The following is a 25,507-nucleotide window of genomic DNA, read 5'->3' as shown; positions in this document are numbered from 1 at the left end:
TGCTTTGATGAAGGGTCAAAACTTTAATACTTTTTTCAATTAACCGGTAATGTCTTTTCTTACCCTTTGTATTTCAGTGGCAAGTTTTTGAAGGTCATGCTGATGCAGAACCACGCCTCCTTCATTATTGTTTATTTTCTGCTCCAATTCAGCCAATTCTTCATACTGAAACCTCAAGATATTCATTTCGGAGATCACGTTGGCAATGGTTTCGTCTTGCTCCACGTGCTTGAGAACAGAAATAAGATCCAGTAGCGCCATTTTTTGGTTCAGCACGATCCTCATAAGCGGTTCAAGAATCAAGTCCCGGTTGCTCTCGCTCAGTTGGTCGGCTGGATATTGTTCAATTACCTGTGTCGAAATATACAGGCCTTCCACAAATGACCCTGCCAAAACAAGGGCTGCCATGGTGAGCCTGTCGCCGGCCTCCAGCTTTTCTTCAGCCACCTTTATGGCCTCGTTGATAATGAGGCCCAGCGAGTCATTGTTTCCAATGCTCTTTTCAAACCGGGCAAGGAGCGACATGTCAAACGCCGAAGCAATGCCGATTTTGTCGGCCATTTTTTGGCAGCCTTCCATGTAGTCCAGCGCTTCCTGGGCCTGATTGTATGAGGAAAGATAGCCTATATCGGCGGCGTAGATGCCGAGGTTAAGAGCGGACTTATCGTTGGAGGTAAGGTAGCTCTCTATTTTGCTTAGGTCGTTAACAAATTCTGCTCTGAAATCAGCGCCAGTAGCCTCCAGAAGAAAGGGTACTTCTGACGGAGAAGGCAGGTCGTGTATAACTTTGTCGATTTCATTTTCGAGTTCCTGTTCTGCTGCATCAAACTCTGCGGCAGCCAGGTCTTCAGTATTAGCTTTCGATTTGTCAGGAGAGCTGCATGACGTAGGGAACAGAAAAAGGGAGGCCAGCATTGACACCACCCCAAGTTTGGTAAGGTTAGTTTTCATGTTTTGCATAGTGAACGGTTCGCTCGATAGGTAGAATTGGTTATCCAATTTTAACACATTTTGACCTCTTATTAAAATATCACATTACTTTATGTATACCTGCGTTTGGCTAAATCTAATCGCAGTCCTAATCTTGTAATTTCTTACAAAACTTTTTTTCTTCTTCCATGGGCATTGCGTTCAACAGCTTAAGGGTAGGTAAAAAATACAGACTGGTGAATTATCGGGAGGTTTTTGACTTTGAACTAATGGAGATAGTGGACAGGCACGAGTTCAGGTTAAAAGATATCCACACCCTGGAAGAATATTTTATGTCGGATCTTCTGCGGTTCGGACGGGGTAACGACTTTTCCATCATCGAAAGGTAGTGGCTGCCATTTTTTCCTGATTAGTATCACTTGATACCTGTGATATGGCCTTTCTGGCAGCTTTATACCAAATGGATATTCTTTTGTGATAGCTGAACCAAACGAAAGGATATTTGAATGGACAATTTCTCGAAGCTCATATACAACGCCGTGAACAAGGCGAAAAATGCTGTAATAAAAATTGACGTCCAGAAAAAGAAAGACGGGAAGCTGCAGCCCGGCGGCTCAGGTTCTGGATTTATCTTCTCATCCGATGGCTTGTTTCTTACCAACAGCCATGTGATCCATGGCGCCGATAAACTCACTGTGACATTGCTTGACGGGACAAGGGAAGAAGGCTTTGTGGTCGGAGAAGATCCGGACGCTGACCTGGCGGTGGGGAAGATTTACGGAGGCAACTTTACGCCAGCCACACTCGGCGACTCTTCAAAGCTCAGTATTGGGCAGTGGGTAATTGCTATTGGCAACCCACTGGGCTATCAGCATTCCGTAACAGCCGGGGTAGTGAGCGCTTTGGGAAGATCGCTGCGCACTCAAAGTGGAAGACTGATTGACAGCGTGATACAAAGCGATGCTGCGCTCAACCCGGGCAACTCTGGCGGGCCCATGATTGATACCAATGGCGAAGTGGTTGGGGTGAATACGGCTATTATCGCCAGAGCGCAGGGGCTGAGCTTTTCAATAGACATCAACCTGGCCAAGGATATAGCAGGGCAACTGATCAGAAATGGCAAGGTGGAAAAGGCTTTCCTCGGGGTGTTGATTCAGGAAATTGATTTGCATCCACGACTGATCAATTTCTACAAGCTGGAGTCCACCAGAGGCCTGATGGTGACAAAAATTGAGAAGGATTCACCCGCTTTCCGTGCCGACCTGCTGGAGGGCGACATTATTCTTCAGCTCGACGGAGAAGACATCACCTCATCGACAGATCTTTTCAGAAAGCTTTCGCAGGAGAAGGTAGACAAGCAAGTGAAGCTCACCATCGTGAGGAACTACCGGACACTGAAAGAGGTAGAGGTAGTACCTCTGAAGCGATAGCTTACAAATCCACTAAGCGGATCGTCTTAATCTCTATTCTGTCCCAAACTTTGCCGGTTGTGTAGGGGTCGGAAGCGATATAAGCATCTACTTCCTGCCTTGTGTCGAACCGGAGGTAGAGCGTGGAGCCGATCATTTTGCCGGTAACATCCAGCATGGCCCCACCAGCAATCAGGTGGCCAGCTTCCTTCATCTTTTTGGCATTGTCCAGATGTGCCTGGCGTACGGCCATGCGCCTGTCGATGGCGGCTGCATCGGTGAAATCGTAAGCGTTGATTTGAAAGTCCATGTCGAAAGGTAAGCCCGAAGCGTGCAATTGAGCAACTGGTTGTGCGTTTTCTTATCAAGTGGCTTGAAAAATGTTAACTTTAAAACCTGCAAAGCCGTCAAATTCCAGCTCATGGTTGTTTTCTCATTCCTCATAGCATTTTTCACTAACTGGATTTCCTACCCACCGGTTTATGACGTAAGTACCATTGATGGGGAGAGAATCCTGTTCATTCAGGAGCTGGAATACATCGAGGACAGCACAAGGTCACTGACCTTTGAAGAGGTAAGGGAGCAGCGCTTTCATACCAACGCCTCCTTCCAACCCAGAGACTACAATCCCTCATCGGCCTACTGGGTCAAGGTGCGGCTCTACATCCCAAAAGACAATCAGGAGCAATGGCTCATTGAGTTTTATGACCAAACCATTGATAACCTGAGGGCATACGTCCCCACAGTGCAAGGTGATTATCGCCAGTTGCAGTTTGGAGACCAGTTTCCTTTTGAACAGAAAACATTTGAGCACAAGAACTTTGAGGTGCTCATTAATGACAGGCTTGAAGGAGTGCAAACCTTTTACTTCAGAATTGAGTCGCACGCTTATGTTGATATACGCATTGTGCTTAGCACTATCAACCAGTTTGTGCACTATGCTCTCAACGAGTACTTCCTGTATGGCATCTTTTATGGAATGATCCTCATGATCATTTTATACAACATCCTCATTTACATAGCCATTCGTGAAATCAAGAACCTTTACTACACCTTCTACATCCTGAGTGTGGGGGTGTTTGCCATGTGTGTGGATGGCATTGCTTACCAGTACCTGTGGCCTAACTGGCCCGAATGGAACCAGGTAGCCCATGGGGTGGCCCTTTTCTCAGTTATTTTCTGGTCTATTCTGTTTTCAAGAAAGTTTCTCAACGTTACGGCACGGGCACCTAAGCTGACCAAAATTATTGATGCTGTACTCATCCTGAGAGCCTTGTGGTTTGTTTTTGCGCTGGCGTTTGATCATGAGCTTTTTCAGCTTCGAAATATTGAGATCATACCGCTTTCCATCATTTTCTACGCAAGCATATACGTTTGGGCAAGGGGTTACAAGCCGGCCAGGTTTTTCGTGGTGGCTTACGGGTTTCTGTTCTTGGGCTTCCTTGTCAAGGCCATGGTTATGCTATCCATTATCCCAATCAGCATTCCGTCGTACTACAGCCTGCATGTTTCGTTCGTTGTAGAAATGCTCTTCTTGTCTTTTGCACTTAGCGACCGGGTGAGGATCTTGAAAAGCATGAGAGACAGGGCGCTGTTCCGAACAATTAAACAGCACGAAGAGAATGTGCAGCTGAAGGACAAGGTGAACAAAGAGCTGGAGCAGCGGATTAGGCTGAGAACGATTGAGATGGAAGACAAAAACAACCTGCTGAGGGAGGTGAATGAGAAGCTGACCGCCCAAACCAAGGAAATTTCGCAAATCAACTCCATTCTGGATCTTGACAACTGGAAACTGAAAAACAACATCAAGGAGATATTGCAGAACAGGCTGGTGAACAAAAACCTTACGTTGGAAGAGTTTAACGGGATATTTCCTGACAAATTGAGTTGCTACAGGTTCCTGGAGAGGATCAAATGGGAGGAGTCGTTCAAATGCAACAAGTGCAATAATGACAAGTACATCACCGGCAAGGATCATTTTTCCCGACGGTGCAGCCGCTGTGGCTATATTGAGTCGGTCACCAGCAACACCATTTTTCATGGCATCCGTTTTCCTATTGAAAAAGCCTTCTACATCCTTTACGTTACCAATAACCAAAGTGAGCGCTTTACCCTTGATCAGCTTTCTGAAATGTTGGACTTGCGCCGCAATACGATATGGAGTTTTAAAAAGAAAATTGAGGAACTATTGAGTACTGTCGACAAGCCTGAGAAAGACTATCTGAGAAACTTTTTTATGGTGCATTCCAATTAAAACAAGCGCCTTGATAAAGCTTGTTACCGAAACGTGACATGGAATCGTTTTCGGTATCAGTAAACGTACTATACGTCATTTTTTAATGATACTGAAGCGATATAAATAAGGTGACAATACCTTTTACTAAAGGGCTCATTCTGTTTCTTTTCGCTCTGGAAGTTAACAAATGAGTGCTAATGCTGGTATCTTTTCGTTATTGTTCAAAGGCAACTTTAAATATCTACTTATAAACTGCAAATGAAACACACCTTACGATTAGCATCTGTAGTGCTTTTCATCATCATGTCGATGGGTAGCCAGGCAACTGCTGTGGCCCAGGCCAGCGTTGTGAAAGGCAAAGTCACCTCTCAAGATGATGGGGAGGGGCTGCCTGGAGTGAGCATACAGGTGGAAGGAACCAGCCGGGGTACAGTTACAGATTTTGAGGGTACCTATTCAGTAGAGCTGCAAAGCGGAGATAGCAGATTGATTTATTCTTTCATTGGATACAAAACTGTAACACTGGACGTTGGCAGCCGGTCGGTAATCGATCTGGTGATGGAGCCTGACGTAGAGCAACTGGAGGAGATTGTGGTAGTGGGCTACGGTGTGCAGCGCAAAAGCGATGTGACAGGAGCCGTGGCCTCAGTCCGTGGTGCCGACCTCACCAAGATTCCAGCCGCCAACCCCATGCAAGCGCTTCAGGGCAAAGTGGCAGGTGTGCAGGTAAGCAGCGGCTCAGGTCAGCCTGGTGCGGCGCCGGTCGTTCGAATCAGGGGCGTGGGCACGTTCAACGATTCCTCCCCTATATATGTAGTGGATGGCGTTATTCTCAGCGATATATCCTTCCTCAACTCTTCTGATATTCAATCGATGGAGGTGCTGAAGGATGCCTCGGCAACAGCCATTTATGGCTCAAGAGGTGCTAATGGTGTTGTCATTATCACTACCAAGCAAGGTAAGATCGGTGACGAGCAGACTACATTTAGTGTCAATACTGAATACAGCGTTCAGAAGCTTTCCAAAAAAATCGACCTATTGAATGGCAAAGAATTCGCCACGGTGGTGAATGATATCAATCCAGGTTCTTACAATAATGTGGATGCCGTGCCCAACACCGATTGGCAGGATCTTATTTTTGATGTGGCGCCTATACAGAACCACCAGGTGTCTGCCACCGGTGCCACTAAGAAGACTCAATACTACGTGGGCCTCGGCTACTTCAACCAGCAGGGCATTATCGACAAGTCAAAGTATGAGCGACTTACGTTGAAGCTGAACAATACGTATAAGTTTTCCGACAATGTGCGGCTGGGCAACAATATTACCGTGGCTCCCTACTCTCAGCAGGTAGCGCCCGGCGTTGTGTACCAGGTGTATCGGGCGCAGCCTGTCGCCGTTCCACGATATGACGACGGCAGTTTCGGCGTGGTTCCCAATGTGGGCAATCCTCTCGCCGACCTGGAAAACTCCAACAACTTCAACAAGGGCTTGCGAACTGTGGGCAATGTGTTTACCGACATCAAGCTGTTCAAGGACTTTACCTTCCGGTCGAGCTTTGGCGTGGACATGGCCTACAATAAGAACAAGAGCTTTACGCCCGCCTACACGGTTTATAATGCTGACGGCACTGCTTCGCAACAGCAGAATTTGTACAGCGACCTGAGCAAAGAGAATAGGGAGAACTTTACCTGGTTGTGGGAAAATACAATGACCTACAACAAAGAGTTCGGTGTACACCGGGTGGAGGGCCTTACTGGTTTTACCAGTCAAAAAACGACTTCGGAGTACCTGAGCATCAGGGGCGAAAACATCCTCAGAGACGGACAGGATTTCTGGTATCTCCGGCCCAGCTATATCGTGGATGAAAGCAATAACATCAATACGCTGAACAGCATTGCCAATGGTGTAGACGCCGGGCAGTACTACTCCATGGCTTCCGTTCTTTTCAGGGTCAACTACACCTACGACGAACGATTCCTGTTTACCGGCACGTTCCGGAGAGACGGCTCTTCGAAGTTTACCGACAACAACAAATATGCAAGCTTCCCGTCCCTGGCGCTTGGCTGGAATGTGATCAACGAAAGCTTCATGCAAAACATCAACGCTTTAACCAACCTGAAAGTGAGGGCAAGCTGGGGAGCGATAGGCAACGAAAAAATACGGTACAACCGCCAGTTTTCTTTGGTGCAGAATGAGCTGAACCCAGTGTTTGGTGTGGAAGAGGCCTTGAACCCGGGTGCAAGCTACGGCGTAACTGGCAACCCCGATTTGAAATGGGAAACTACCTACCAAACGGACGTTGGGTTGGAATTTGGGATGCTTAATCAGCGGTTAACCGGTGAACTTGACTACTACCGTAGAGAGACGCAGGATATTTTGGTAGACCTTCTCACACCGGGCCACCTAGGCAACGGGCAAGGGCAAAGAGTCACCTATAATGCTGGTTCTGTTTTGAACAGCGGCTTCGAGTTTAACTTAGGCTGGTCCGATGAGGTTCAGGGAGTAAAGTACCGTATTGGCGCCCTGGGATCCACGGTGCATAACGAAGTGCTCAGCGTAGGTGGCAATAGTGGTGTGGACTCTACGCTGGTGGGTGGCTACCTGGGCGACGGGCGTCCTGTGACATTGAGCAGGGAAGGGCTGCCTATCGGCGCTTTCTATGGCTATCAGATTGACGGTGTTTTCCAGAACCAGACTGAGTTGGATGCCTACCCGCATGACTCGCAGGCCCGGCCTGGCGACGTCATCATTAGAGACGTGAACGGTGACGGCAGGATTAGTTTGGCTGACCGCACCTATATGGGCTCGCCTATCCCAACCTTTATTTATGGCTTTAACCTGGAGGCTTCTTATAAGGGGTTCGATATTAACGTCGATTTTCAAGGGCAAATGGGCAACAAGATCTTCAATGGCAAGGAAGTGGTGCGGCCCGATCCCTACAATTTTGAAAGGCATGTGATCAACCGCTGGACGGGAGATGGCACAAGCACCACAGAACCAAGAGCGAGCTTCGGAGGCCTTAACTTCTCACCATCCTCCAGGTTCATTCAGGATGGCTCTTTCCTTCGTTTCCGTAACATGACTGTTGGCTACACTATCCCTGAGGCAGCTCTTGAGCGGATAAACATGAACCAGGTCAGGGTGTATGTAAGAGGCACCAACTTATTCACCGCTACCAAATTCACGGGCTATTCGCCAGAGTTTGGTAGTGAAGATGTGTTGAGCAGCAACATCGACAGAGGAGCTTATCCTGTGTCGGCCATTTATTCAGCCGGTTTAAACATTTCCTTTTAATGAGCTACAAAATGAATTTTGCACAACATATACACCAAATAGTAAAAAAAGGAGCGCTGGTGCTGCTTGTACTGGTTCCTTTTGCTTGTCAGGACTTTCTCGATGTTAGCCCCCAGGGTGACCTCACGCAGGCGTCTTTTCCGCAGTCGGCCGCTGATGCGCTGCTGGCTACCAATGCTGCTTACAGCACCCTTCGCAACTGGTCCTACCATTCGGGTGGTTATCCGATACTGGATATTATGTCGGACGATGCCCGCAAAGGCAGCAATCCCAACGATCAGCTTCCCACTCTAGGCCCTTTCGATACATTTACCTTTAACACCACAGCTGATGGACTTGATCGCTGGTGGGCTGCCCTTTACGAAGGAGTGAAAAGAGCCAACGTGGTGATTGAAAAAGTACCTGAAATAGCGATGGATCAGGCGAAAATTGACTTGTATGTGGCCGAAGCCCGTTTTCTGCGTGGACTGTTCTACTTTGACCTTGTGCGTGCCTGGGGTGGTGTGCCTCTCATTACTACGCTAACTCCTCCTTTGAGAGCGGCAAGAGCGAGCAAAGAGGATATCTATACACTGATAGAAGGAGATCTTTCTTTTGCTGCGGGTATGCTGCCTGAGAAAAGTGAACTAGCCACCGAAGACCTTGGGAGGGCTACCAAAGGTGCCGCTAAAGCCCTGCTGGCCAGGGTTTACTTGTTTCAGGGTGATTTTGTCAAGGCTGAATCCTATGCCCTGGAGGTAATCAACTCAGGCCAATATGACCTGGAACCTGATTTTAACGATGCCTTTGGCGAAGCGGGAGAACACGGTGTAGAGTCCGTTTTTGAAATTGGTGCCCGTCGCAATGAAGGCACCAACAACGGTGGAAACCAATACTCCAATGTACAGGGCATCAGAGGGTCTCCCAACAGGGGTTGGGGATTCAATCGCCCTTCTATCGACCTGATGAACTCTTTCGAAAACAACGACCCCCGTATGGACGCTACCATCATCTTCCTTGGTGATGTGCTGGGTGGCGTTGTAACGATCGGCGATGGCACCACACCTGACGAAACCCGTGATGCCAATGGAAACCTGATTGAGATAGAAACCTATAACCAAAAGGTGTGGACCGAGGGCAGTAACACCATCACCTCGTGGGGGCACAACCGGCGCATTGTGCGCTATGCCGATGTGCTGCTCATGGCTGCCGAAGCATTGAACGAAAACAACAAATCGGCACAAGCATTAACCTATCTGAACAGAGTAAGAGCCCGGGCCAGGGGAGGTAATGCCTCTATTTTACCCGACATCACTGTGACAGACAAGAATCAACTCAGGGAGCTCATTATCGAAGAAAGAAGGCATGAGCTGGCTATGGAGGGGCACCGTTTTTGGGATTTGATAAGAACCGGTAAGGCACCAGAAGCGCTTGGGCCGCTGGGTTTTGTGGCTGGAAAGCACGAACTGCTTCCCATTCCTCAAACCGAGGTAGACCTGTCGGAAGGAACGCTGAGCCAGAACCCAGAATACTAAAGAATTTAAATTTTAAACCTCAATAATTATTAACTACATCATTATGAAGAAGGCAAAATTAATTTTCAACTCGCTGTGGGCACTGGCTATGGTGGCTACGGTTTCTTTTCTGATAAGCTGCGGAGGCGATGAAGAAGCGGCTGTTGAGCTCACAATAGTGAGTCTGAACGCTGGGGATGATGACCTGAATGGTGCCACGAGCCCGGATGGCGTTTCGACTTCGGCAGTTATCACAGGAATTTTCTCAACAGACATTGATCCGGCAACTGCTTCATCCAACGTGACTTTGGTTAGTGATTTTGATGACGCTGAAGTGGCTGTGACAGTAGAAGCAAGCGGCAGATCACTAAAAATAACACCAAATGAGGAGCTGTTTGGGGGGTCTCTCTACATTTTGACTATCAAGGGTGGACTGACTTCAACAAAGGGTAAAACGCTTGGAACAGATCTCACTAGAAACTTTACGACTGTTGGCACTTTCACTCCTCAAAATGTTGTGGCGCATTGGACCTTTGAAGGCAATGCAGAGGATCAAGTGGGTGAGTTTGATGCCAATGCGGAGGTGTCAATCACCTACACGGACTCGAGAAACGCTGCTGCTGGAAAAGCAGCTACATTTGATGGAGACGTAAGTATCATAGAAGTACCTAATGGTGATCAGCTGATGGATGGTGCCGAATTTACTTTAGCGTATTGGGTTAAGACAAATTCCGAGGGGCATGTGAATGCTGATGGAAACCCAACTGGTCATTTTGTGATGGGCCTCGGTGCATTTAACGGTTTTCAAACTGAAATAGGCGGCGACTACAAGTTTATAAAAATGCCCGCAATGATGGAATATGGTGATGGCACTCTTGGAACAGGTGGTGACCTATTTTGGAATGGGGATGGAAAAACTAAGGACAATGAAGGATGGCAAGGTACAACTTTCAACAAGACGAACTCAGATTTGGCATCTACATTAAAAGACACCTGGATGCACTATACCTACGTTTTCAGCGGCAGTGGTAAGTATAGAGAAATGTATATCAATGGTGCTTTGGTAGTCCGTCAGGAATTCGCATTGTGGCCAGCTGATTCAAAAGAGCCTACTGTAGTTGGTTTGAAATTCAATAGTGATGCGGCTGATGTGGAAAACGTGCTGGCTTTCGGTTTTGTTCAGTCCAGAGGTGGCACTTTGTGGCAAAATGAGCCATGGGGCGGCTACAACTTCCCGACGGCAAATCACTTCAAAGGCAAACTTGATGACGTAAGAATATTCTCTGCAGCGATCACTGCTGAAGAGGTTAAGCTTATGTACGATTCAGAGAAATAATAATTTGTAGTTAGGTAGATTGAATTGGTTTAGTAAATGAGGGTTCCTGTGTGGGAACCCTCTCATTTTCCCTAAAACTTTGATACGCAATAAACTTACTCCCTTCTTTTTAGTATTCAGTTTACTCCTGACCTCCTGCGGAGGCGAGGACGACGGCGGAACAACTCCCGACCTCGTCCTGCAGCTGTCCAAGGGTAATATAGGCACCTACTCGTTCAACCTGAGTAATCCAGACGAAAACATCGATGCCCCAATTGATAAGCCCCTGGTTTTCACATTTACCTCTCCGCTGGAACAGACCACTGTGGCATCGTCCGTGGAGCTCAAAGACAGTCATGGCGCAGTAGTTAGCCTCGATTTTTCCTTCCTCGATGAAGACAAAACTTTTTCTGCATCCACTGAGAATGGCCTTCAGGGCAATGAAAACTATACCCTGGAGATAAAAAACACCCTAAGAGGAACCAGCAATGAAAAATTTGGCGGGCTAACTGTGTCATTCCAAACTGTTCCCAAAGAAATTAACGTCACTCAGCTACTCATCGATGGGGTGGACTACTTCACGACGGAGCGGATTGTCGGCATTGGCTTAACACCCTCTTTTGAAATTACCTTTTCTTCTCCGGTCGATGCATCCACTATCACAGATACCAATGTCCGTATTTTCTCCTCCAGCGGATTAATACCTTCTGCTATCACGCTTTCTGAAGATAAAACTACCCTTACCATCGTGCCTTCCACGACGTTAAAGGGCCTTCAGAAAACCCAGATTTGGCTGTATGAAGCCATCAAAGGTGCGGACGGAGAGGTATTCAATTTCTATAAAAAAGACTTTTACACCACTTTCGACCCCACACCGGTGTTCCCGGAAATAAGCGACGAAGCGCTGCTTACCCTTATCCAGCAGAAGACGTTCCGGTATTTCTACGACGATGCCCACCCGGCAAGTGGCATGGCCCGGGAAAGAAATTCGTCAGGCAGCACAGTAACGACTGGCGGCACTGGGTTTGGCCTGATGGCCATCATTGCAGGCATAGAGCGTGGCTTTATTACCCGGCAGCAAGGCATCGATCATTTTGCCAAGGTCATCGGGTTTCTTGAAACTGCCGACCGCTTCCATGGCGTTTGGCCCCACTGGCTCAACGGCGATACCGGTGCCGTGCAGCCTTTCAGCAGCAAAGACAATGGTGGCGATTTGGTGGAAACCTCCTTCCTGATACAAGGCCTTCTCACGGTTCGCCAATACCTCAACGCCGACAATGTTGCCGAAGCTGACCTGGTTAGCAGAATCAACACCATGTGGGAGGAAGTAGAGTGGGACTGGCACACCAAGGGCGGAGAGAAGGTGCTGTACTGGCACTGGTCGCCCAACTTCGGATGGGAAATGAACCACCAGATCCGTGGCTACAACGAGGCACTCATTACGTACTTCCTTGCTGCCGCCTCACCAACGCATGCCGTAAGTGCCGACGTTTATCATAGCGGCTGGGCAGGCAACGGCTCCATCAAAAACGGCCGCAAGTTCTACGACATTGAGCTTCCTTTGGGTTACGACTACGGTGGCCCGCTTTTTTTTGCGCACTATTCCTTCCTTGGTTTGGATCCGACTGGATTGAGCGACACGTATGGCGACTATTGGGCGCAGAACGTTGCACACAGCCGTATCAACCAGGCCTACTGCGTGGCCAACCCGCAAAACTTTGTGGGCTACAGCGACCTTTGCTGGGGCTTAACCGCCAGCGACAACCAGAACGGCTACTCGGCCCATTCTCCTACAAACGACCTGGGCGTGATCACACCTACTGCGGCCCTTTCTTCATTCCCGTACACCCCCGTGGAATCGATGAAAGCGCTTAAGTTTTTTTACTACTCCTTAGGCGATAAGCTACTGGGCGAAAATGGCTTTTACGACGCCTTCAATATCACACAAGGCTGGACAGCCAACTCCTACCTGGCCATCGATCAGGGGCCCATTGTGGTGATGATAGAAAACTATAGAACAGGGCTGCTGTGGGATCTTTTTATGAGCGCCCCCGAAGTGCAACCCGGGCTTGACAAACTTGGATTTACCTCAGAAAGATAAACGACTATGAAGAACAACCTTTCTATTCTTGTGGTGCTGGCAGTATTAGGGTTAAGCGCCTGCTCGCCAAGCAAACCTGCAGCGGATACCGCTACAGATGAGGCTACCATCAGCGACGATTCCCTCATGACACTGGTTGAATACCGGACTTTCCAGTACTTCTGGGATGGTGCCGAACCCAACTCAGGCATGGCCAGGGAGCGTTTTCATACCGATGGCAACTACCCCGACAACGACAAGCACATCGTTACCTCCGGCGGCAGCGGTTTTGGAGTGATGGCTATTCTGGTGGGAATCAAAAGGGGCTTCATCACCCGGGAGCAGGGGCTGGAGCGTATGAAGAGAATCGTAGGCTTCCTGGAAACTGCTGACCGTTTTCATGGTGCCTGGTCGCATTGGATCAACGGCGAAACAGGCAAGGTGAAACCCTTTGGCGAAAATGATAATGGCGGCGACCTGGTGGAAACAGCCTACCTGGTGCAGGGGCTTTTGGCGGTGCGCCAATTCTTCAACGAAGGCACAGAGGAGGAGCGGGCCCTGGCCAGCCGCATCGATACCCTCTGGAAGGAAGTAGAGTGGGACTGGTACCGCAATGGTGACCAGGACGTGCTGTACTGGCACTGGTCGCCCGACAAAGGCTGGAAAATGAACTTCCCTGTCGAAGGGTGGAACGAATGCCTGATCATGTATGTGCTGGCTGCATCGTCACCTACGCACGGTATCCCGGCGGAGGTTTATCACAAAGGATGGGCCAGAAGCGGCGCTATTCTGAACGACTCCACCCATTCGCAGTATGGCTACCACCTGAACCTGAAGCACAATTTTGCTCAGCAATATGGCGGCCCTCTTTTTTGGGCGCACTACTCCTTTGTCGGGCTGGATCCCCGCAACCTCAAAGACAGATATGCCGACTACTGGCAGGAAAACAGGAACCATACGCTGATCAACCGACAGTGGTGCATCGAGAACCCCAAAGGATATAAAGGGTACGGCGAAAACTGCTGGGGGCTCACAGCCAGCTACTCCACAGGGTTTTATGCGGCCCACCGGCCCATGGACGAAGACCTCGGGGTTATTACCCCCACGGCGGCACTCTCCTCGTTTCCTTACACGCCCGAAGAAAGCATGAAAGTGATGAAGCACCTTTACTTCGACCTGGGCGACAAGGTGTGGGGGGAGTATGGCTTTTACGATGCTTTCAGCGAACAAAAGGACTGGTATGTGAAGTGGTACCTGGCCATCGACCAGGGCCCGGAAGTGGTGATGATCGAAAATCACAGATCGGGCCTTCTGTGGGACTTGTTTATGTCAGCGCCGGAAGTGCAGAGTGGTTTGGATAAACTAGGATTCACTTATTAGTCTGTAACAAAACAAGGAGTCTCTTGCATTAAAACTAATTTGTTAGTTTATTGACTAACAAATTAGTTTACTATGCGTTATCACCTTTTATTCTCGCTCCGCAGCCTTTGGAGGTTTCGCTCCACTGCGTTTCTGCAAATCATTGGCTTTGTAGTTGGCCTGGGTGCCCTCATACCCGTGCTAATGGTGTTGTATTACCACATAAGCTTTGATAAGTTTCACGACAAGGCCGACAGGATTGTCAGGGTAAGCACCCGGGTGAGCCTGCCAGAATCGACCTCGATTTATGCCGCCACTTCGAAGTCGCTGGCGCCGCTGTTGAAAGAGCAATTGGCCGATGTGGAAGAGGTAGTCAGGTACCGGTACATGCCGGCTTCCGTTACCCTGGGCGACCAAAACCTTGGGCAGAGCTACCCGCTTTTTGCCGACCCCGGCTTTTTCAACATGTTTTCTGCGCAAGTTGTCGCCGGCAATATTGAAACGGCATTGCAAACGCCTGACGGACTGGTGATCAACCAAACGACGGCTGTAAGATTTTTTGGAGAGGACGACCCCATCGGGCAGACCGTATCACTTGAAACACCGGCTGGTAGTTTTTCGGCGCAGGTAAAAGCTGTTATCAGAGACTATCCTGAAAATGTTTCTTTTGCCTTCGACATGGCCACAAGCTATTCGCATGTCGAAAATGCCATGAGCGACAACCCGGGCGCTTTGGTGCCCGGCAATTTTACCTACCTGCTGATGAAGGCAAGAACTGACGAAGCCGGGCTTGCGGAGGAACTCGCTTCTATTACAGAAAAGCATTTTCCTGAAGGGATGAGAGACGTAATAAGTCTGCTTCCGGTGGCCTTTACTGAGGTTCATTATACCAGTGGGCATCAGTTTGACTCTGGAAGAAAAGGCAGCAAACTCAACGACCTGGCCCTGGGAGTGCTGGCGATCTTTCTGCTGCTGGTGAGCATTGCCAACTATGTGAACCTGGCCACGGCCTTGCTAATGAGGCGGTCCAAAGAGCTGGCCATTCGAAAAATCATGGGAGAGGCTGTTGGTCAGCAGTACGCTCAGCTGCTTGTCGAATCTGTTTGCATGCTATCGCTGGTCATTCTTTTGATCAATGTGCTTACGTTCTTTCTGGTGCCTGAAATTGAAGCCATGCTCAACATCACTTTGAGAACAGGGCTCTTCACAGGTGTCACTTATTACCTGTTTACTTTCTTTTTTGGCCTCGCCGTGGCCGGTATTTCGAGCATTATCCCGTTTTGGTTGGTGTCCCGCACCATTTCTGTCACCAACCTCAAGGGAGCAGCCGCCGGCCACTCGAAGTTGAGCCTTCGCTATGGTCTCCTGGGCCTTCAGTTGATTGTGTCCGTACTTTTTGCAGTGATCGCTCTAGGCATGGATGAGCAGTTGCGGTTCATAAAAAACAAAGACCTTGGTTTCAGCAAAGAACACGTGGTGACGATGAGCATCACCGACCCTCAGGTAAATGCCAAGGCCGATGCCATCAAGCAGGCTTTTCTGCAACAGTCGTATGTTAAAGCAGCCTCCATATCGCTCACTCCCATCACCGGCGACCATGTGCGGGCGCAGTTCAGGCTTGGGGCAGACAGCACCGGAGCCACCCCGATGATGAATGCCAACTACGTTGATGCGGATTTTGATGAGGTGTATGAGGTGAAGCTCGTAGCGGGACGGTTTTTCTCGAAAGAGTTTTCATCTGACATAGGCCGGGCATTTGTGCTCAACAAAAAGGCGGTTGAGTTGTTCGGCTTCGATTCTCCCGAGGCTGCCATTGGTGAAACGTTCTCCAAGGTGGTTGCCGATTCGCTGAACACAGGCACCATCATAGGAGTAATGGAAGACTACCACTTTCAGTCGCTGTACCAGGAGCTGGAGCCCATGATTTGGCAAATTGTGCCTGCAGCTTCCCGCAATCTGCTTGCCGTGAAACTGGACGAAGGGGACGTGGAGGAGCAAAAGAAAAAGCTGAGCACCGTGTTGAACGACCTTGGCATCACGCAGGAAGTTGAATTCACCTCTCTCACTGATGCCCTCGACATTGCCTACAGAGAAGACGACCGGCTCTCTTTTTTCATCCGGATCTCTGCCGGTGTCATTGTGCTTATTTCTCTGCTGGGTGTTTTTGGGCTGGCTGCGTTTATTTTGGAAACCAGAAGAAAGGAGATGGGCATACGCAAACTGCTGGGAGCAGATTTGTGGCACATCATGACCCAAATGGGGCGCCCGTTTGCTGTGGTACTGGCCGTTGGTCTTGTGGTAGGTGGCCCGCTTTCGTACTACTTTCTCGGCAACTGGCTCAACTCATTCGCTTTTCATGTAAGCGCCTCTTGGTGGTATATACCAGCAGCAGCGATATTGATCGGCGTGCTTATGGCAACGTCGGTGTACCGGCAGGTAAACAAAGCCGCAGCTACCAACCCGGCGGAAGTGCTGCGGGAAGAATAACAGCCCTTAGTTGTCGTTGAACTGCTCTTTGATGGAATTCAGCGCTTTTGTGAGTGAGTCTACCTGCTGTGGAAACTCGTTCCAGGGAAAGGAGATAGAATTTTCAATGCCGCCCGATTTGATGTCGAGCCAGTAGTCGCAGCCATCGTAGCAGCGGGCACAGGATTCCAGCTCCAGTTCGCCGAACTCCTGCAGAGGCACGAGGCCGATGAGGTTTTCCCAGCCCTTTTGGGTAAAGGCTTGTTCTATGATTTCTGTTTTTGGATCGCCCTCTCCCCAAATGGTTCTCTTATAGATGAGCTTATTGGGCGTTACCGCCAGGGAGTCGAGACAAACGCCAGCACAAAGGCCGCAGGAAATGCCAGTTTTAATGTACTCACTTTCCGACTTTAGCTTTACCGAAAGAAGTTCTTCATCCTCACTACCGCAGGCTCCCAGAATAATAGTAGCTGTAACAAAAAGCAGAATGGCTCTCATAAGTTTGACTGTTTGGATAGAAGACCCTTGATCAAAAGAGAAAGTTGTAACTCAGTGGCTGGGCTTTTTGCCGGAAACCAAATACATCAGGGCTCCGCCTGCCGAATGGAAGTCGTTGTTTTTGAGGGCCTCAAAGATCCTTTCGGCATGACCTTCGTATTTTTGATGGTACTCGTCGTAAAAGGAGAGATGCCTGTCCCCGAAAGCTTCGAAATAAAACAGGTCAGAATTGTTCATGGCATCGCCGGCGTTGCCTTTTTTCCAATGTTTCGCAGTGGCCATTTGCTCCTGCGTGTCGTAGGGCGGCACCATCACAATGGCCTTGTCGGACAGGCGGACGTCTATTTGCTGAAAGCCCTGCTTCGACAGCATGCCAGGCAGCAGGTCGCCAAGGGAGTTGTCGCCAAAGCCCAGCCTTTTCTTTCCCTGCTCCACAATCAGGGCGTACTTCACATGGTCAATCATCTCGTCGATGGAGGTATTTTCCGACTCGGACGTTCTCAGCAGGCTCTGAATTCTGTTATTGGGCTCCACACAGAGAATAGTGCCTCCGGGCTTCAGCACCCGCTTCATTTCCTCTATTGCCTTTGTGGGGTTGCCAACATGAATAAGCACCGTTTGGCAGGTAACAATATCAAAAGACGCATCCTCAAACGGGAGGTTCATGGCATCGCCCTGGTAAAGCTCAAACCAGGCTGCCTGGTCTTTAAAAAAGCGCTTAAGCTCAGCCGATCCTTTTGCCCAGGTGGGGTCCTTGTCTACACCCACCACATAAGCAGGCTTACCCAGGTAAGGAGTAAGAATCTTGCTCCAGTGGCACTGCCCACAGCCCACATCAAGCAGGGAGGTATGCTTGCTCAGCTTGATCCTTTTGGCCATCAAATCGATAAAGCCCTTGTTCCACCAGAAATTCCGGTAGTCGGCGAATTGGTTTTCTGAATGAGGGGTTTTAGTCGAGGACTGGGGCATTTTAAATGATAATCTTTAAAGACTGATAACTATTAAACAAGTTGGGAAACCAAACTTGCCAGACTTTCTTAACAACAGACAATAAAAAAAGTGGTTCAGATCATGAACCACTTTGTTAATTTCTTTTAGCGACTGATAGTTCTCAGTAATCAGAGTCACGGTTGCCACGGCCGTATCCGCCGCCGCCGCCGCCACGGTTGAAGCCTCCGCCACCACCGCCACCACGGTTGTAGCCTCCGCCACCTCCGCCACCACCACGATTGAATCCGCCGCCACCGCCGCTTCTTCTTTCGCCTTCTGGTTTCGGCTCTGACTTATTCACTACTATAGCTCTTCCTTTTACTTCGGCGCCATTCAATTCTTTGATCGCTTTCTGAGCAGCCTCATCATCCGGCATCTCAACAAAACCAAACCCTTTGCTTCTACCCGTGAATTTGTCTGTGATGATCTTTACAGAAGAAACCTCACCGTAGTCTTCGAAATAACCTTTTAATTCAGCCTCTTCAATACTGTAAGGGAGACTGCCAACGAAAATATTCATGCCTTATTAGTTAAATAAATTTTTATAAATGTAGCGGATTTAAAACGAAATACTAGTTTTTTGAAAACTTAATCTAAGCGCCGGTATTTTGAAAAAATTCGCTTAAAGGAAAATAGGCAACAAAATTAACAATATGTTACGCTCCTGTTGCCGCCAACATGTGTTGATTCACCTCACCTTTCAGGTATTCTAAAGTTCGGAAACAAGGGCTTTTTCAGGCTTCTTTCAGTTTTTTTAAAGCAACGGCATTCATGCAATACCTCAGCCCTGAAGGGGCAGGGCCGTCAGGAAACACATGGCCCAGGTGGGCGTCGCAGGTGTTGCAAACAGTTTCGATGCGGTACATCCCGTGGCTCTTATCGGCAATGTAGCCGATGCTGTTTTCCTTTACTGGCTGTGTAAAAGAGGGCCAGCCCGTGCCCGACTCGAACTTCTCAGCCGCATCGAACAGTAAGGTGCCACAGCAAACACAGCCATATTGCCCGGGCTCAAAAAGGCTGCACATTTCCGAGCTGAATGCCCGTTCTGTTCCCCTGAGCCTTGTTACCTGGTATTCCTCAGGCGTAAGCTTTGCCTTCCATTCGGCTTCCGTTAGTGTTATTTTTCTGTCGGGTGCGGGGTTGCCATTTTTGGCGAAGCTTGTTATATCAGTCCACTTGAGCATATGAGGGTTCTTTTTGGTGATTGAGTAACAGCAATTGGTGGGGAATAGTTTTGAAGGTAATAAAGCGAATTTAATTTAAAGAACCCCAAGGGCTGTCCCCCGACAGCCCTCTATCCAATTCCAACCTGTCTTATGACAGGCCTGGGCTGCTGACCCAAGAATCTTACCCTTCTTCCCTTTTTCGCTGGCAAAGCATATCTTCAATCTTGTATCTTTACTTTTGAACCGTTGTCTGAAACGCTAAACAAAAATTTCCCTGGTTATGAAAAAGACCCTTGCCTTTGTAGTAATAGTAGCACTTTCAACCACCTGTGCCCTGGCACAAAGCTGGCAAAAAGTGACACCTGCCAATGAGTGCACCAATCGCCATGAGAATTCATTGACTGCCATCGGCAACAAGCTGGTGCTGGTAGGCGGCAGAGGCGTGAAGCCGGTCGAGTCGTTCGATATCAACACCAACACCTGGACGAAACACGTGGAAACACCTTTGGAGATGAGCCATTTTCAGGCGATCAACTATAAAGGCGAAATGTGGGTGATCGGCGCTTTCACAGGAGGCTATCCTCATGAGGTGCCTATTCCTGATGTATATATTTTCAATATTGAGAAGAACGAATGGCGCAAAGGCCCGTCTATCCCCGAAGATCGTCGCCGGGGAGCAGCGGGTGCTTTTGTGTACAAAAATAAAATCTACATCATTTGCGGGGAGACTGATGGACACTGGGATGGTACCAACGCCTGGTTTGATGAATATGACCCAAAGACCGACAGATGGAGGAGGCTAGCCGATGCGCCGCACATCCGTGACCATGTAGGCGCTTCTGTGGTAGGCGACAAGCTGTACCTGGCAGGCGGCCGTCGCTCGACAGCCAAAATTCAGCAGGTGCTTAATCTCACCGAACCAGCTGTGGACGTGTATGACTTCAAAACAGGCCAATGGTCGACCCTCAGCGAGGCGCAGAACTTGCCAACGAAAAGGGCAGGGGCTTCGTCAGTGGTGTTGGGCAAAAAGGTGCTGATTATGGGGGGTGAAAGCGATGCTCAGGAAGAGTCGCATGCTAACGTGGAGGCGTTCAACACGCAAACCATGCAGTGGGAGATGCTGCCTATGCTCAACAAAGGCCGCCATGGCACAGGAGCGGTGAATGTAAAAGGAAAGATCTACACCGTGGCCGGCTCCGGCAACCGTGGCGGCGGCCCCGAGCTGAATAGTATCGAGGTGTTCAATTAAAGAGGTTATATCTGCTTCAAATTAAAGAGGTTACTCTGCCACAAAGAAAGTCGTAACCTCTTTAATCTTAGAACAACGATTCGTTACAGACTAAAGAGGTTACATCTGCTGCAAATTAAAGAGGTTACTCTGCCCCAAAGAAAGTCGTAACCTCTTTAATCCTCGAAGCACGATTTGTTGCTGAGTAAAGAGGTTACATCGGCAGGGACGCATAGAGTAACCTCTTTAGTCCAAGCCGTCGCAATTAAAGAGGTTACTCTGCCCCACAGAAAGTCGTAACCTCTTTAATCTTAGAACAACGATTTGTCACAGACTAAAGAGGTTACATCGGCAGGGACGCATAGAGTAACCTCTTTACTTCGAGAACGATTCCCCACAAACTAAAGAGGTTACATCGGCAGGAACGCATAGAGTAACCTCTTTAGCTCAGGCCGTTTTTGCAGGGACGCAGAGAGTAACCACTTTGGCTCAAACCCCGTTACTGCGCCATACCTTCCTTTACAGGCGTCGGTCTCAATAAAAAAATACCTGTCAATTTTTCGGTTGCCAGCCTTGGGAGAAGCCATGTTCTTTGCACAAAAGACCACACAAACATGAAAACAATCTTCCTTGCAGGTCTCCTGATTATTGTCGCCCAGGGCTGTAGCGCACAACGGCTGACCGCCAATATTTTTGCCCGCACCCCCCACCTCATTAACTACCACTTCAAGTCCGCTCAATGGTCCTACACCCAATTAGCCTCGGCTGGCATAGGCATCAGCAAAGGGCCGGCCTTTTTGGAACTAGCCTCTTTCATCAGCAGTAGCGACGTGATTGGCTACTACACCTTTTTCGGTGGTGCTGTACACAAACGCCAGCTTGACAACGCCGGCGCTATCACCACCACGTGGTTTGGAGAAGTCACACACATTCCTGGCTCATCAGCCGAGAGCACACCCCGCTGGATAGAAACGAGTGGCCTGTGTTTCACAGCCAACCAGCAGGTGGGCAGCGTCAATATTGGTTTTCCGGTATGCGTTGGCGTGGCCTACTCCGGTCAGGCACTCAGCCTGAACACCAGAATCATGCTAAATGTATCGATGCAATTACCACACAAAAACAGATAGCAGACCATCCCGACAAACCAGCCCTGACCAACGGCTGCCAATCTGCACATTACCACCTATAATCTTCCTTTTTGTTCTCCACTCTCGATAAATTCAAGCAATGAAGCTCAGTAGAAAAATCATGTACCAGGCCATTCTGGATAAAGATACCTCTTTTGAGGGCGTCTTCTTTACGGCCGTAAAAACTACCGGCATCTTCTGCCGCCCCTCCTGCACGGCACGAAAACCAAAATCGGACAATGTAGAATTCTTTAGCACGTCAAAAGAATGTTTGCACCGGGGCTACCGGCCATGCAAAGTATGCAAGCCCCTGCACCACCTCAACAAAACGCCCATTGAAATGAACATCCTGATAGACGAGTTGGAAGCGAACCCAGGCAAACGGCTCAAAGACGGTGACCTGCTAAAGCGTGGACTGGAGCCCCATACTGTCAGGCGCTGGTTTTTAAAAAACCACGGCATCACCTTCCATGCTTATCAGCGAATGTTCAGGATCAATACGGCTTTTAAGAAAATACAGCAGGGAGATGGTGTTACCGGCGCAGCCTTCGATGCCGGTTTTGAGTCGCTGAGCGGATTTGGAGAGTCGTTCAAAAACATCTTCGGCGTGGCTCCGAAAAAAAGCAAAGCGAAACGGGTAATTGACCTGAAAAGAATAGAAACCCGACTCGGCACCATGATCGCATGCGCTGTCACGGAGGGCATCTGCCTGCTGGAATTTAGTGACCGGAAAATGCTGGAAACCGAATTCATCTCCCTCGCCCGGCACTTCAACGCTACCATTGTGCAGGGAAGCAATCCTCACTTCGAGCTGCTTGAGCGTGAGATAGCCCGCTATTTTGACGGACAACTGAGAGATTTTACCGTTCCGTTGACATTGCCGGGGTCGGCCTTTCAAAAAAGTGTGTGGCAGCAGCTGATGAGCATCCCCTACGGCGCCACAGCCACCTATGGAGAGCAGGCAGCAAAGCTGGGAAAGCCAGAAGCCGTGCGGGCTGTGGGCAGGGCCAATGGCATGAACAGGATATCGATCATCATCCCCTGCCACAGGGTGGTGGGCAAAGACGGTGCCCTCACAGGCTACGGCGGCGGCATCTGGCGAAAGCAGTTCCTGATTGATTTGGAAAAGAGCAATAAGTAGGTGGTAATCAGGCCAACCGCACCGTCATTCCGTTCCACGTCGGCCGGTTTGGAAGGATGCAACGGCAGGTATCTCCATTCTACACACTCATGCGTTTCACCTCGGAGAGGCCTGCATCACGCAGACATCCCCGAGTTTGCCGGTGCCCAGATTCCTCTGCTTTAAAAAGCTTCACAAAGTTTGAACAAGCATGTGCCGTCATAAAAATCGTATCTATCGGATTAACAGCGATCAGTCAAATTTTCAATGAGTCTGAAAAATACCTGTGAAATAGTTGTCTGTAATTATTTCCTAGCGAACTTTCAGGCAAATTTAACATCATTACCTCAACATGAAGTTCTTTATAAAAAACAACCCGAGGGCTTTACTTATCCTGGTCACCATTTTAACCGCCTGCGGACAGCAAGACGATGCAATAGAAACGCCGGCAGTCCCTCAGATTATTGACTTTTCGCCCAAAACCGGACTGGCGGCTGACACCGTTACCGTCACAGGAGATCATTTTGAGGCCAATAGTGCCAATATCAGTGTCTTGCTGGGCGATACCGAGGGCAGCATCAGTAAAGTCACCGAAACAACCATCAAGTTTGTTATCCCGGAAAACAGTACCAGCGGCATGGTTCGGGTGACTGTTGGCGATATCGCATCGGACTTTATTGAGCCGCTTGAAATACTGAACCTCTACCTGGCAGGATATGAAAGTGACGGAACCTACGAGCCGAAGTACTGGACGAACGGAATCGGTACAAGCTTGGGAATAGACGGCGATTATGAGGGGGTGTCCGCCATGGACGTTTATCAGGGAAGTGTTTATTTGGCAGGCCAGAGTTCCACCTTGAACAGTACATCCGTGGCTAAATACTGGGTGGATGGCGTGAGTTATGATCTAACAGATGGCACTACCCTTGCCCAGACATTCGGCATTCGGGTTGTTGATGGTGATATCTATGTCTGCGGCTACGAAAAAAAGGGGCAGGCTAACCACGTTGGCACATTATGGAAAAATGGAGAAGTGGTATTTACCACCAACGGTCAAAAAATAGCTTATTTCAGTAGTATAGACATTTTTGAGAACTCTGTTTATCTAGCCGGGCTTGAAGGCAATACAGCTACCTACTGGAAAGACGGGCAACCTGTGAAGATAGGCGGTGGAACTGAAAATAGCCGATTAAAGGGCATCAAAGTAACAGGAGATGGGGTGTATGTGGCAGGGTACGAGAGCAAAGTAGCAAAATACTGGAAGGACGGCGTGGGGTATCCTTTGGCAGGACTCACTTCTAACGCCCAGCGGAGTGACGGGTTTTCAATTGACGTTGAGAACGGACACGTGTATGTATGTGGCTACGAAAAAAATGTAAATGGCAATTTAACGGCAGTGCTTTGGGTTGACGGCGCTCCGGTCAATCTAACCCCCGCCGTAGGGCGAGCGGAAGCGTACTCCGTTCGGGCATTGAATGGAAATGTTTATTGCGCAGGCTACGAACTTGATCAGGGGCATGGGCCTCGTGGTAAATACTGGCGAAATGCACAGCCCAATATTGTTACCGGTAACGATAAAAGTGGTGAACTTACAGCAGTTTTTATCGGCAGATAACCATTGATGAAACAACAAGAGAGAAGGAAGCTACCCAAATTCTTTAGTGACGGCTTTTGTCGCCATGTGCTCTACTTTTGAATAGGCTAACAGTGAACAGATGCCAGCTTTATTACCTTCTAAAATTTGGTAAAGCTCACTGACAACTTCTATTCATAGGGCAGCCAGCCTGAGCGTTTACTAAACCCCCAAGGTTTAGTAGACCAGCTGTTGCCAGCTTCGAACGTTTCCCTACTTCCAACCCTCCAACAAAAAAAAATCCCGCACTTTCATGCGGGATCCTACTCTCTCTGCTGGTTGTCGCCAATTGGCAAGCCAACAGCACTTTTTACTACGCTCATGCGGCCTCCTCGTTTGGTCCAACATCCAGGTTGTCAAACGCATCTGACGCTCTGGTAAACTTCAGCTCGGCGAGCTTCATCTTCATCTCGGCGCTGGGCGAAAACACCACCCTGGCTCCTCTTACGCTGTACATGGTCACCTTCTCGGGTTGATCATGCCCGTTGCTGCTGATGTTGATACGGAACGTACCCAGCTGCCCCAGGTTCACGATATGGCCCTTTCTTACATACTTCGGAATCAGGTCGAGGAAGTTCTCCACGGCGTTGAGCGCATCGCCCTTGGTAAGGGTGCTCATGCTGGTAATGTCCTCGATGATCTCCCGAAGGCTGATCATGGCAGGTCTTTTAACGAAAGCGTAGTACTTCTGGTCGCCTCCCCCAGCCACTCCCGGCTGGCCACGACGAACTATTGCATATGGTATTGCATTCATGATTGTAAAATTTAAATGGTTATTAATTTGATTAAAGACAGGACCCGGCCGGGTTTCCTGGGTGTGCGCTGAGCCAGCTTATCGCTCTCAAAAAAATCCCTGAGGCGCCTTCAGCGGAGCTCCTGAAGAGGGATAATTTGACTCGCTGCGTACGGTAAAAATGATTTCAATAACGGTGCCAAAAATCACATTTAGAGTTGAATTATTATATAATTTTTAAAAGAAATTTTAATTTTTATCTCGACCGATATTTTTGTGCTTTTTACGCATCCAACACAGGCTTATTTTCGTTTACCGACGATCGTCTAATAGCTCTAATAAAACTCATTTCAATCGATTGAATTCGAGCAAGTTTTCAAAAATAATTTCAGAAAACCGCACGCCGGGAGAGAGGCAAAATTCAACT

At 48.9% G+C, this 25,507-nt stretch carries 20 protein-coding genes; 13 read left to right on the top strand and 7 right to left on the bottom strand.

What is annotated here, in order from left to right:
• Positions 1 to 39: 39 nt before the first annotated feature.
• Complete coding sequence (locus tag RIG68_RS18045) at positions 40 to 951, bottom strand: hypothetical protein (protein ID WP_350125373.1); 912 nt, start codon at positions 949 to 951, stop codon at positions 40 to 42.
• Between the two features lie 167 nt (positions 952 to 1,118).
• Between RIG68_RS18045 and RIG68_RS18040 the strand changes: the two genes are divergently transcribed.
• Both RIG68_RS18040 and RIG68_RS18035 read left to right on the top strand, forming a co-directional pair.
• On the top strand, positions 1,119 to 1,319 hold the full coding sequence (locus RIG68_RS18040; RefSeq protein WP_339816184.1) for a hypothetical protein: 201 nt from the start codon (positions 1,119 to 1,121) through the stop codon (positions 1,317 to 1,319).
• A gap of 117 nt (positions 1,320 to 1,436) precedes the next feature.
• On the top strand, positions 1,437 to 2,360 hold the full coding sequence (locus RIG68_RS18035) for a S1C family serine protease (protein WP_350125370.1): 924 nt from the start codon (positions 1,437 to 1,439) through the stop codon (positions 2,358 to 2,360).
• Position 2,361: 1 nt separating this feature from the next.
• Here the strand turns inward: RIG68_RS18035 and RIG68_RS18030 are convergent, their stop codons facing one another.
• The gene (locus RIG68_RS18030) at positions 2,362 to 2,649 is read right to left on the bottom strand and encodes a YciI family protein (protein ID WP_350125367.1); all 288 of its coding nucleotides are present in this window, start codon (positions 2,647 to 2,649) and stop codon (positions 2,362 to 2,364) included.
• A 111-nt stretch (positions 2,650 to 2,760) separates the two neighbouring features.
• Between RIG68_RS18030 and RIG68_RS18025 the strand changes: the two genes are divergently transcribed.
• From RIG68_RS18025 to RIG68_RS17995, 7 genes are all read left to right on the top strand, one after another.
• Positions 2,761 to 4,593 carry a 7TM diverse intracellular signaling domain-containing protein gene (locus RIG68_RS18025; protein ID WP_350125364.1) on the top strand — a complete coding sequence of 611 codons (1,833 nt, stop codon included), beginning with the start codon at positions 2,761 to 2,763 and terminating at the stop codon, positions 4,591 to 4,593.
• 240 nt (positions 4,594 to 4,833) lie between these two features.
• Positions 4,834 to 7,872 carry a SusC/RagA family TonB-linked outer membrane protein gene (locus RIG68_RS18020; RefSeq protein ID WP_350125361.1) on the top strand — a complete coding sequence of 1,013 codons (3,039 nt, stop codon included), beginning with the start codon at positions 4,834 to 4,836 and terminating at the stop codon, positions 7,870 to 7,872.
• Positions 7,872 to 9,386, top strand: a complete 1,515-nt coding sequence (locus RIG68_RS18015) for a RagB/SusD family nutrient uptake outer membrane protein (RefSeq protein WP_350125358.1) — start codon at positions 7,872 to 7,874, stop codon at positions 9,384 to 9,386. Before RIG68_RS18020 ends, RIG68_RS18015 begins: the two co-directional genes overlap by 1 nt.
• Positions 9,387 to 9,429: 43 nt before the next feature.
• On the top strand, positions 9,430 to 10,701 hold the full coding sequence (locus tag RIG68_RS18010) for an Ig-like domain-containing protein (RefSeq protein ID WP_350125355.1): 1,272 nt from the start codon (positions 9,430 to 9,432) through the stop codon (positions 10,699 to 10,701).
• 79 nt (positions 10,702 to 10,780) lie between these two features.
• Positions 10,781 to 12,781, top strand: coding sequence for a glucoamylase family protein (locus RIG68_RS18005; protein WP_350125352.1), 2,001 nt, complete (start codon positions 10,781 to 10,783; stop codon positions 12,779 to 12,781).
• A gap of 6 nt (positions 12,782 to 12,787) precedes the next feature.
• A complete protein-coding gene (locus tag RIG68_RS18000; protein WP_350125349.1) occupies positions 12,788 to 14,140 on the top strand; it encodes a glucoamylase family protein in 1,353 nt (450 codons plus the stop codon).
• A 72-nt stretch (positions 14,141 to 14,212) separates the two neighbouring features.
• Positions 14,213 to 16,606 (top strand): ABC transporter permease, encoded by a 2,394-nt coding sequence (locus RIG68_RS17995; RefSeq protein WP_350125346.1) that lies wholly within the window; start codon positions 14,213 to 14,215, stop codon positions 16,604 to 16,606.
• A gap of 6 nt (positions 16,607 to 16,612) precedes the next feature.
• On the opposite strand, the gene RIG68_RS17990 is transcribed toward RIG68_RS17995, so the two are convergent.
• The 4 genes from RIG68_RS17990 to msrB form a co-directional block, all read right to left on the bottom strand.
• Positions 16,613 to 17,083, bottom strand: a complete 471-nt coding sequence (locus RIG68_RS17990) for a hypothetical protein (protein ID WP_350125343.1) — start codon at positions 17,081 to 17,083, stop codon at positions 16,613 to 16,615.
• A gap of 51 nt (positions 17,084 to 17,134) precedes the next feature.
• Positions 17,135 to 18,052 (bottom strand): class I SAM-dependent methyltransferase, encoded by a 918-nt coding sequence (locus tag RIG68_RS17985; RefSeq protein WP_350125340.1) that lies wholly within the window; start codon positions 18,050 to 18,052, stop codon positions 17,135 to 17,137.
• 142 nt (positions 18,053 to 18,194) lie between these two features.
• On the bottom strand, positions 18,195 to 18,593 hold the full coding sequence (rbp, locus tag RIG68_RS17980) for an RNA-binding regulator (RefSeq protein ID WP_151997202.1): 399 nt from the start codon (positions 18,591 to 18,593) through the stop codon (positions 18,195 to 18,197).
• A gap of 214 nt (positions 18,594 to 18,807) precedes the next feature.
• Entirely contained in the window at positions 18,808 to 19,257 is a 450-nt protein-coding gene (gene msrB, locus RIG68_RS17975; protein ID WP_350125337.1) for a peptide-methionine (R)-S-oxide reductase MsrB, read from the bottom strand.
• Between the two features lie 262 nt (positions 19,258 to 19,519).
• Here msrB and RIG68_RS17970 point away from each other — a divergent pair, with 262 nt between their 5' ends.
• From RIG68_RS17970 to RIG68_RS17955, 4 genes are all read left to right on the top strand, one after another.
• Positions 19,520 to 20,488 (top strand): Kelch repeat-containing protein, encoded by a 969-nt coding sequence (locus tag RIG68_RS17970; protein ID WP_350125334.1) that lies wholly within the window; start codon positions 19,520 to 19,522, stop codon positions 20,486 to 20,488.
• Between the two features lie 593 nt (positions 20,489 to 21,081).
• A complete protein-coding gene (locus RIG68_RS17965) occupies positions 21,082 to 21,594 on the top strand; it encodes a hypothetical protein (protein ID WP_350125331.1) in 513 nt (170 codons plus the stop codon).
• Between the two features lie 100 nt (positions 21,595 to 21,694).
• On the top strand, positions 21,695 to 22,735 hold the full coding sequence (locus RIG68_RS17960) for a bifunctional transcriptional activator/DNA repair enzyme AdaA (RefSeq protein ID WP_350125328.1): 1,041 nt from the start codon (positions 21,695 to 21,697) through the stop codon (positions 22,733 to 22,735).
• Positions 22,736 to 23,066: 331 nt separating this feature from the next.
• Positions 23,067 to 24,329, top strand: coding sequence for an IPT/TIG domain-containing protein (locus tag RIG68_RS17955; RefSeq protein ID WP_350125325.1), 1,263 nt, complete (start codon positions 23,067 to 23,069; stop codon positions 24,327 to 24,329).
• A 337-nt stretch (positions 24,330 to 24,666) separates the two neighbouring features.
• Here RIG68_RS17955 and RIG68_RS17950 read toward each other — a convergent pair whose 3' ends face one another.
• Positions 24,667 to 25,101: an HU family DNA-binding protein gene (locus tag RIG68_RS17950; protein WP_350125322.1), complete on the bottom strand. Its 435-nt coding sequence runs from the start codon at positions 25,099 to 25,101 to the stop codon at positions 24,667 to 24,669.
• Positions 25,102 to 25,507: the final 406 nt, after the last annotated feature.

Origin of the sequence: Imperialibacter sp., assembly GCF_040222385.1 — a bacterium.
Classification (GTDB): Bacteria; Bacteroidota; Bacteroidia; order Cytophagales; family Cyclobacteriaceae; genus Imperialibacter.
This window is presented reverse-complemented; position numbering and strand designations above follow the sequence as displayed.

Bases quoted from the DNA above. Each gene is read 5' to 3' on its own strand.
- RIG68_RS18045 (WP_350125373.1), bottom strand. From the start codon at position 951: ATGAAAACTAACCTTACCAAACTTGGGGTGGTGTCAATGCTGGCCTCC.
- RIG68_RS18040 (WP_339816184.1), top strand. From the start codon at position 1,119: ATGGGCATTGCGTTCAACAGCTTAAGGGTAGGTAAAAAATACAGACTG.
- RIG68_RS18035 (WP_350125370.1), top strand. From the start codon at position 1,437: ATGGACAATTTCTCGAAGCTCATATACAACGCCGTGAACAAGGCGAAA.
- RIG68_RS18030 (WP_350125367.1), bottom strand. From the start codon at position 2,649: ATGGACTTTCAAATCAACGCTTACGATTTCACCGATGCAGCCGCCATC.
- RIG68_RS18025 (WP_350125364.1), top strand. From the start codon at position 2,761: ATGGTTGTTTTCTCATTCCTCATAGCATTTTTCACTAACTGGATTTCC.
- RIG68_RS18020 (WP_350125361.1), top strand. From the start codon at position 4,834: ATGAAACACACCTTACGATTAGCATCTGTAGTGCTTTTCATCATCATG.
- RIG68_RS18015 (WP_350125358.1), top strand. From the start codon at position 7,872: ATGAGCTACAAAATGAATTTTGCACAACATATACACCAAATAGTAAAA.
- RIG68_RS18010 (WP_350125355.1), top strand. From the start codon at position 9,430: ATGAAGAAGGCAAAATTAATTTTCAACTCGCTGTGGGCACTGGCTATG.
- RIG68_RS18000 (WP_350125349.1), top strand. From the start codon at position 12,788: ATGAAGAACAACCTTTCTATTCTTGTGGTGCTGGCAGTATTAGGGTTA.
- RIG68_RS17995 (WP_350125346.1), top strand. From the start codon at position 14,213: ATGCGTTATCACCTTTTATTCTCGCTCCGCAGCCTTTGGAGGTTTCGC.
- RIG68_RS17990 (WP_350125343.1), bottom strand. From the start codon at position 17,083: ATGAGAGCCATTCTGCTTTTTGTTACAGCTACTATTATTCTGGGAGCC.
- RIG68_RS17985 (WP_350125340.1), bottom strand. From the start codon at position 18,052: ATGCCCCAGTCCTCGACTAAAACCCCTCATTCAGAAAACCAATTCGCC.
- rbp (WP_151997202.1), bottom strand. From the start codon at position 18,593: ATGAATATTTTCGTTGGCAGTCTCCCTTACAGTATTGAAGAGGCTGAA.
- msrB (WP_350125337.1), bottom strand. From the start codon at position 19,257: ATGCTCAAGTGGACTGATATAACAAGCTTCGCCAAAAATGGCAACCCC.
- RIG68_RS17970 (WP_350125334.1), top strand. From the start codon at position 19,520: ATGAAAAAGACCCTTGCCTTTGTAGTAATAGTAGCACTTTCAACCACC.
- RIG68_RS17965 (WP_350125331.1), top strand. From the start codon at position 21,082: ATGAAAACAATCTTCCTTGCAGGTCTCCTGATTATTGTCGCCCAGGGC.
- RIG68_RS17960 (WP_350125328.1), top strand. From the start codon at position 21,695: ATGAAGCTCAGTAGAAAAATCATGTACCAGGCCATTCTGGATAAAGAT.
- RIG68_RS17955 (WP_350125325.1), top strand. From the start codon at position 23,067: ATGAAGTTCTTTATAAAAAACAACCCGAGGGCTTTACTTATCCTGGTC.
- RIG68_RS17950 (WP_350125322.1), bottom strand. From the start codon at position 25,101: ATGAATGCAATACCATATGCAATAGTTCGTCGTGGCCAGCCGGGAGTG.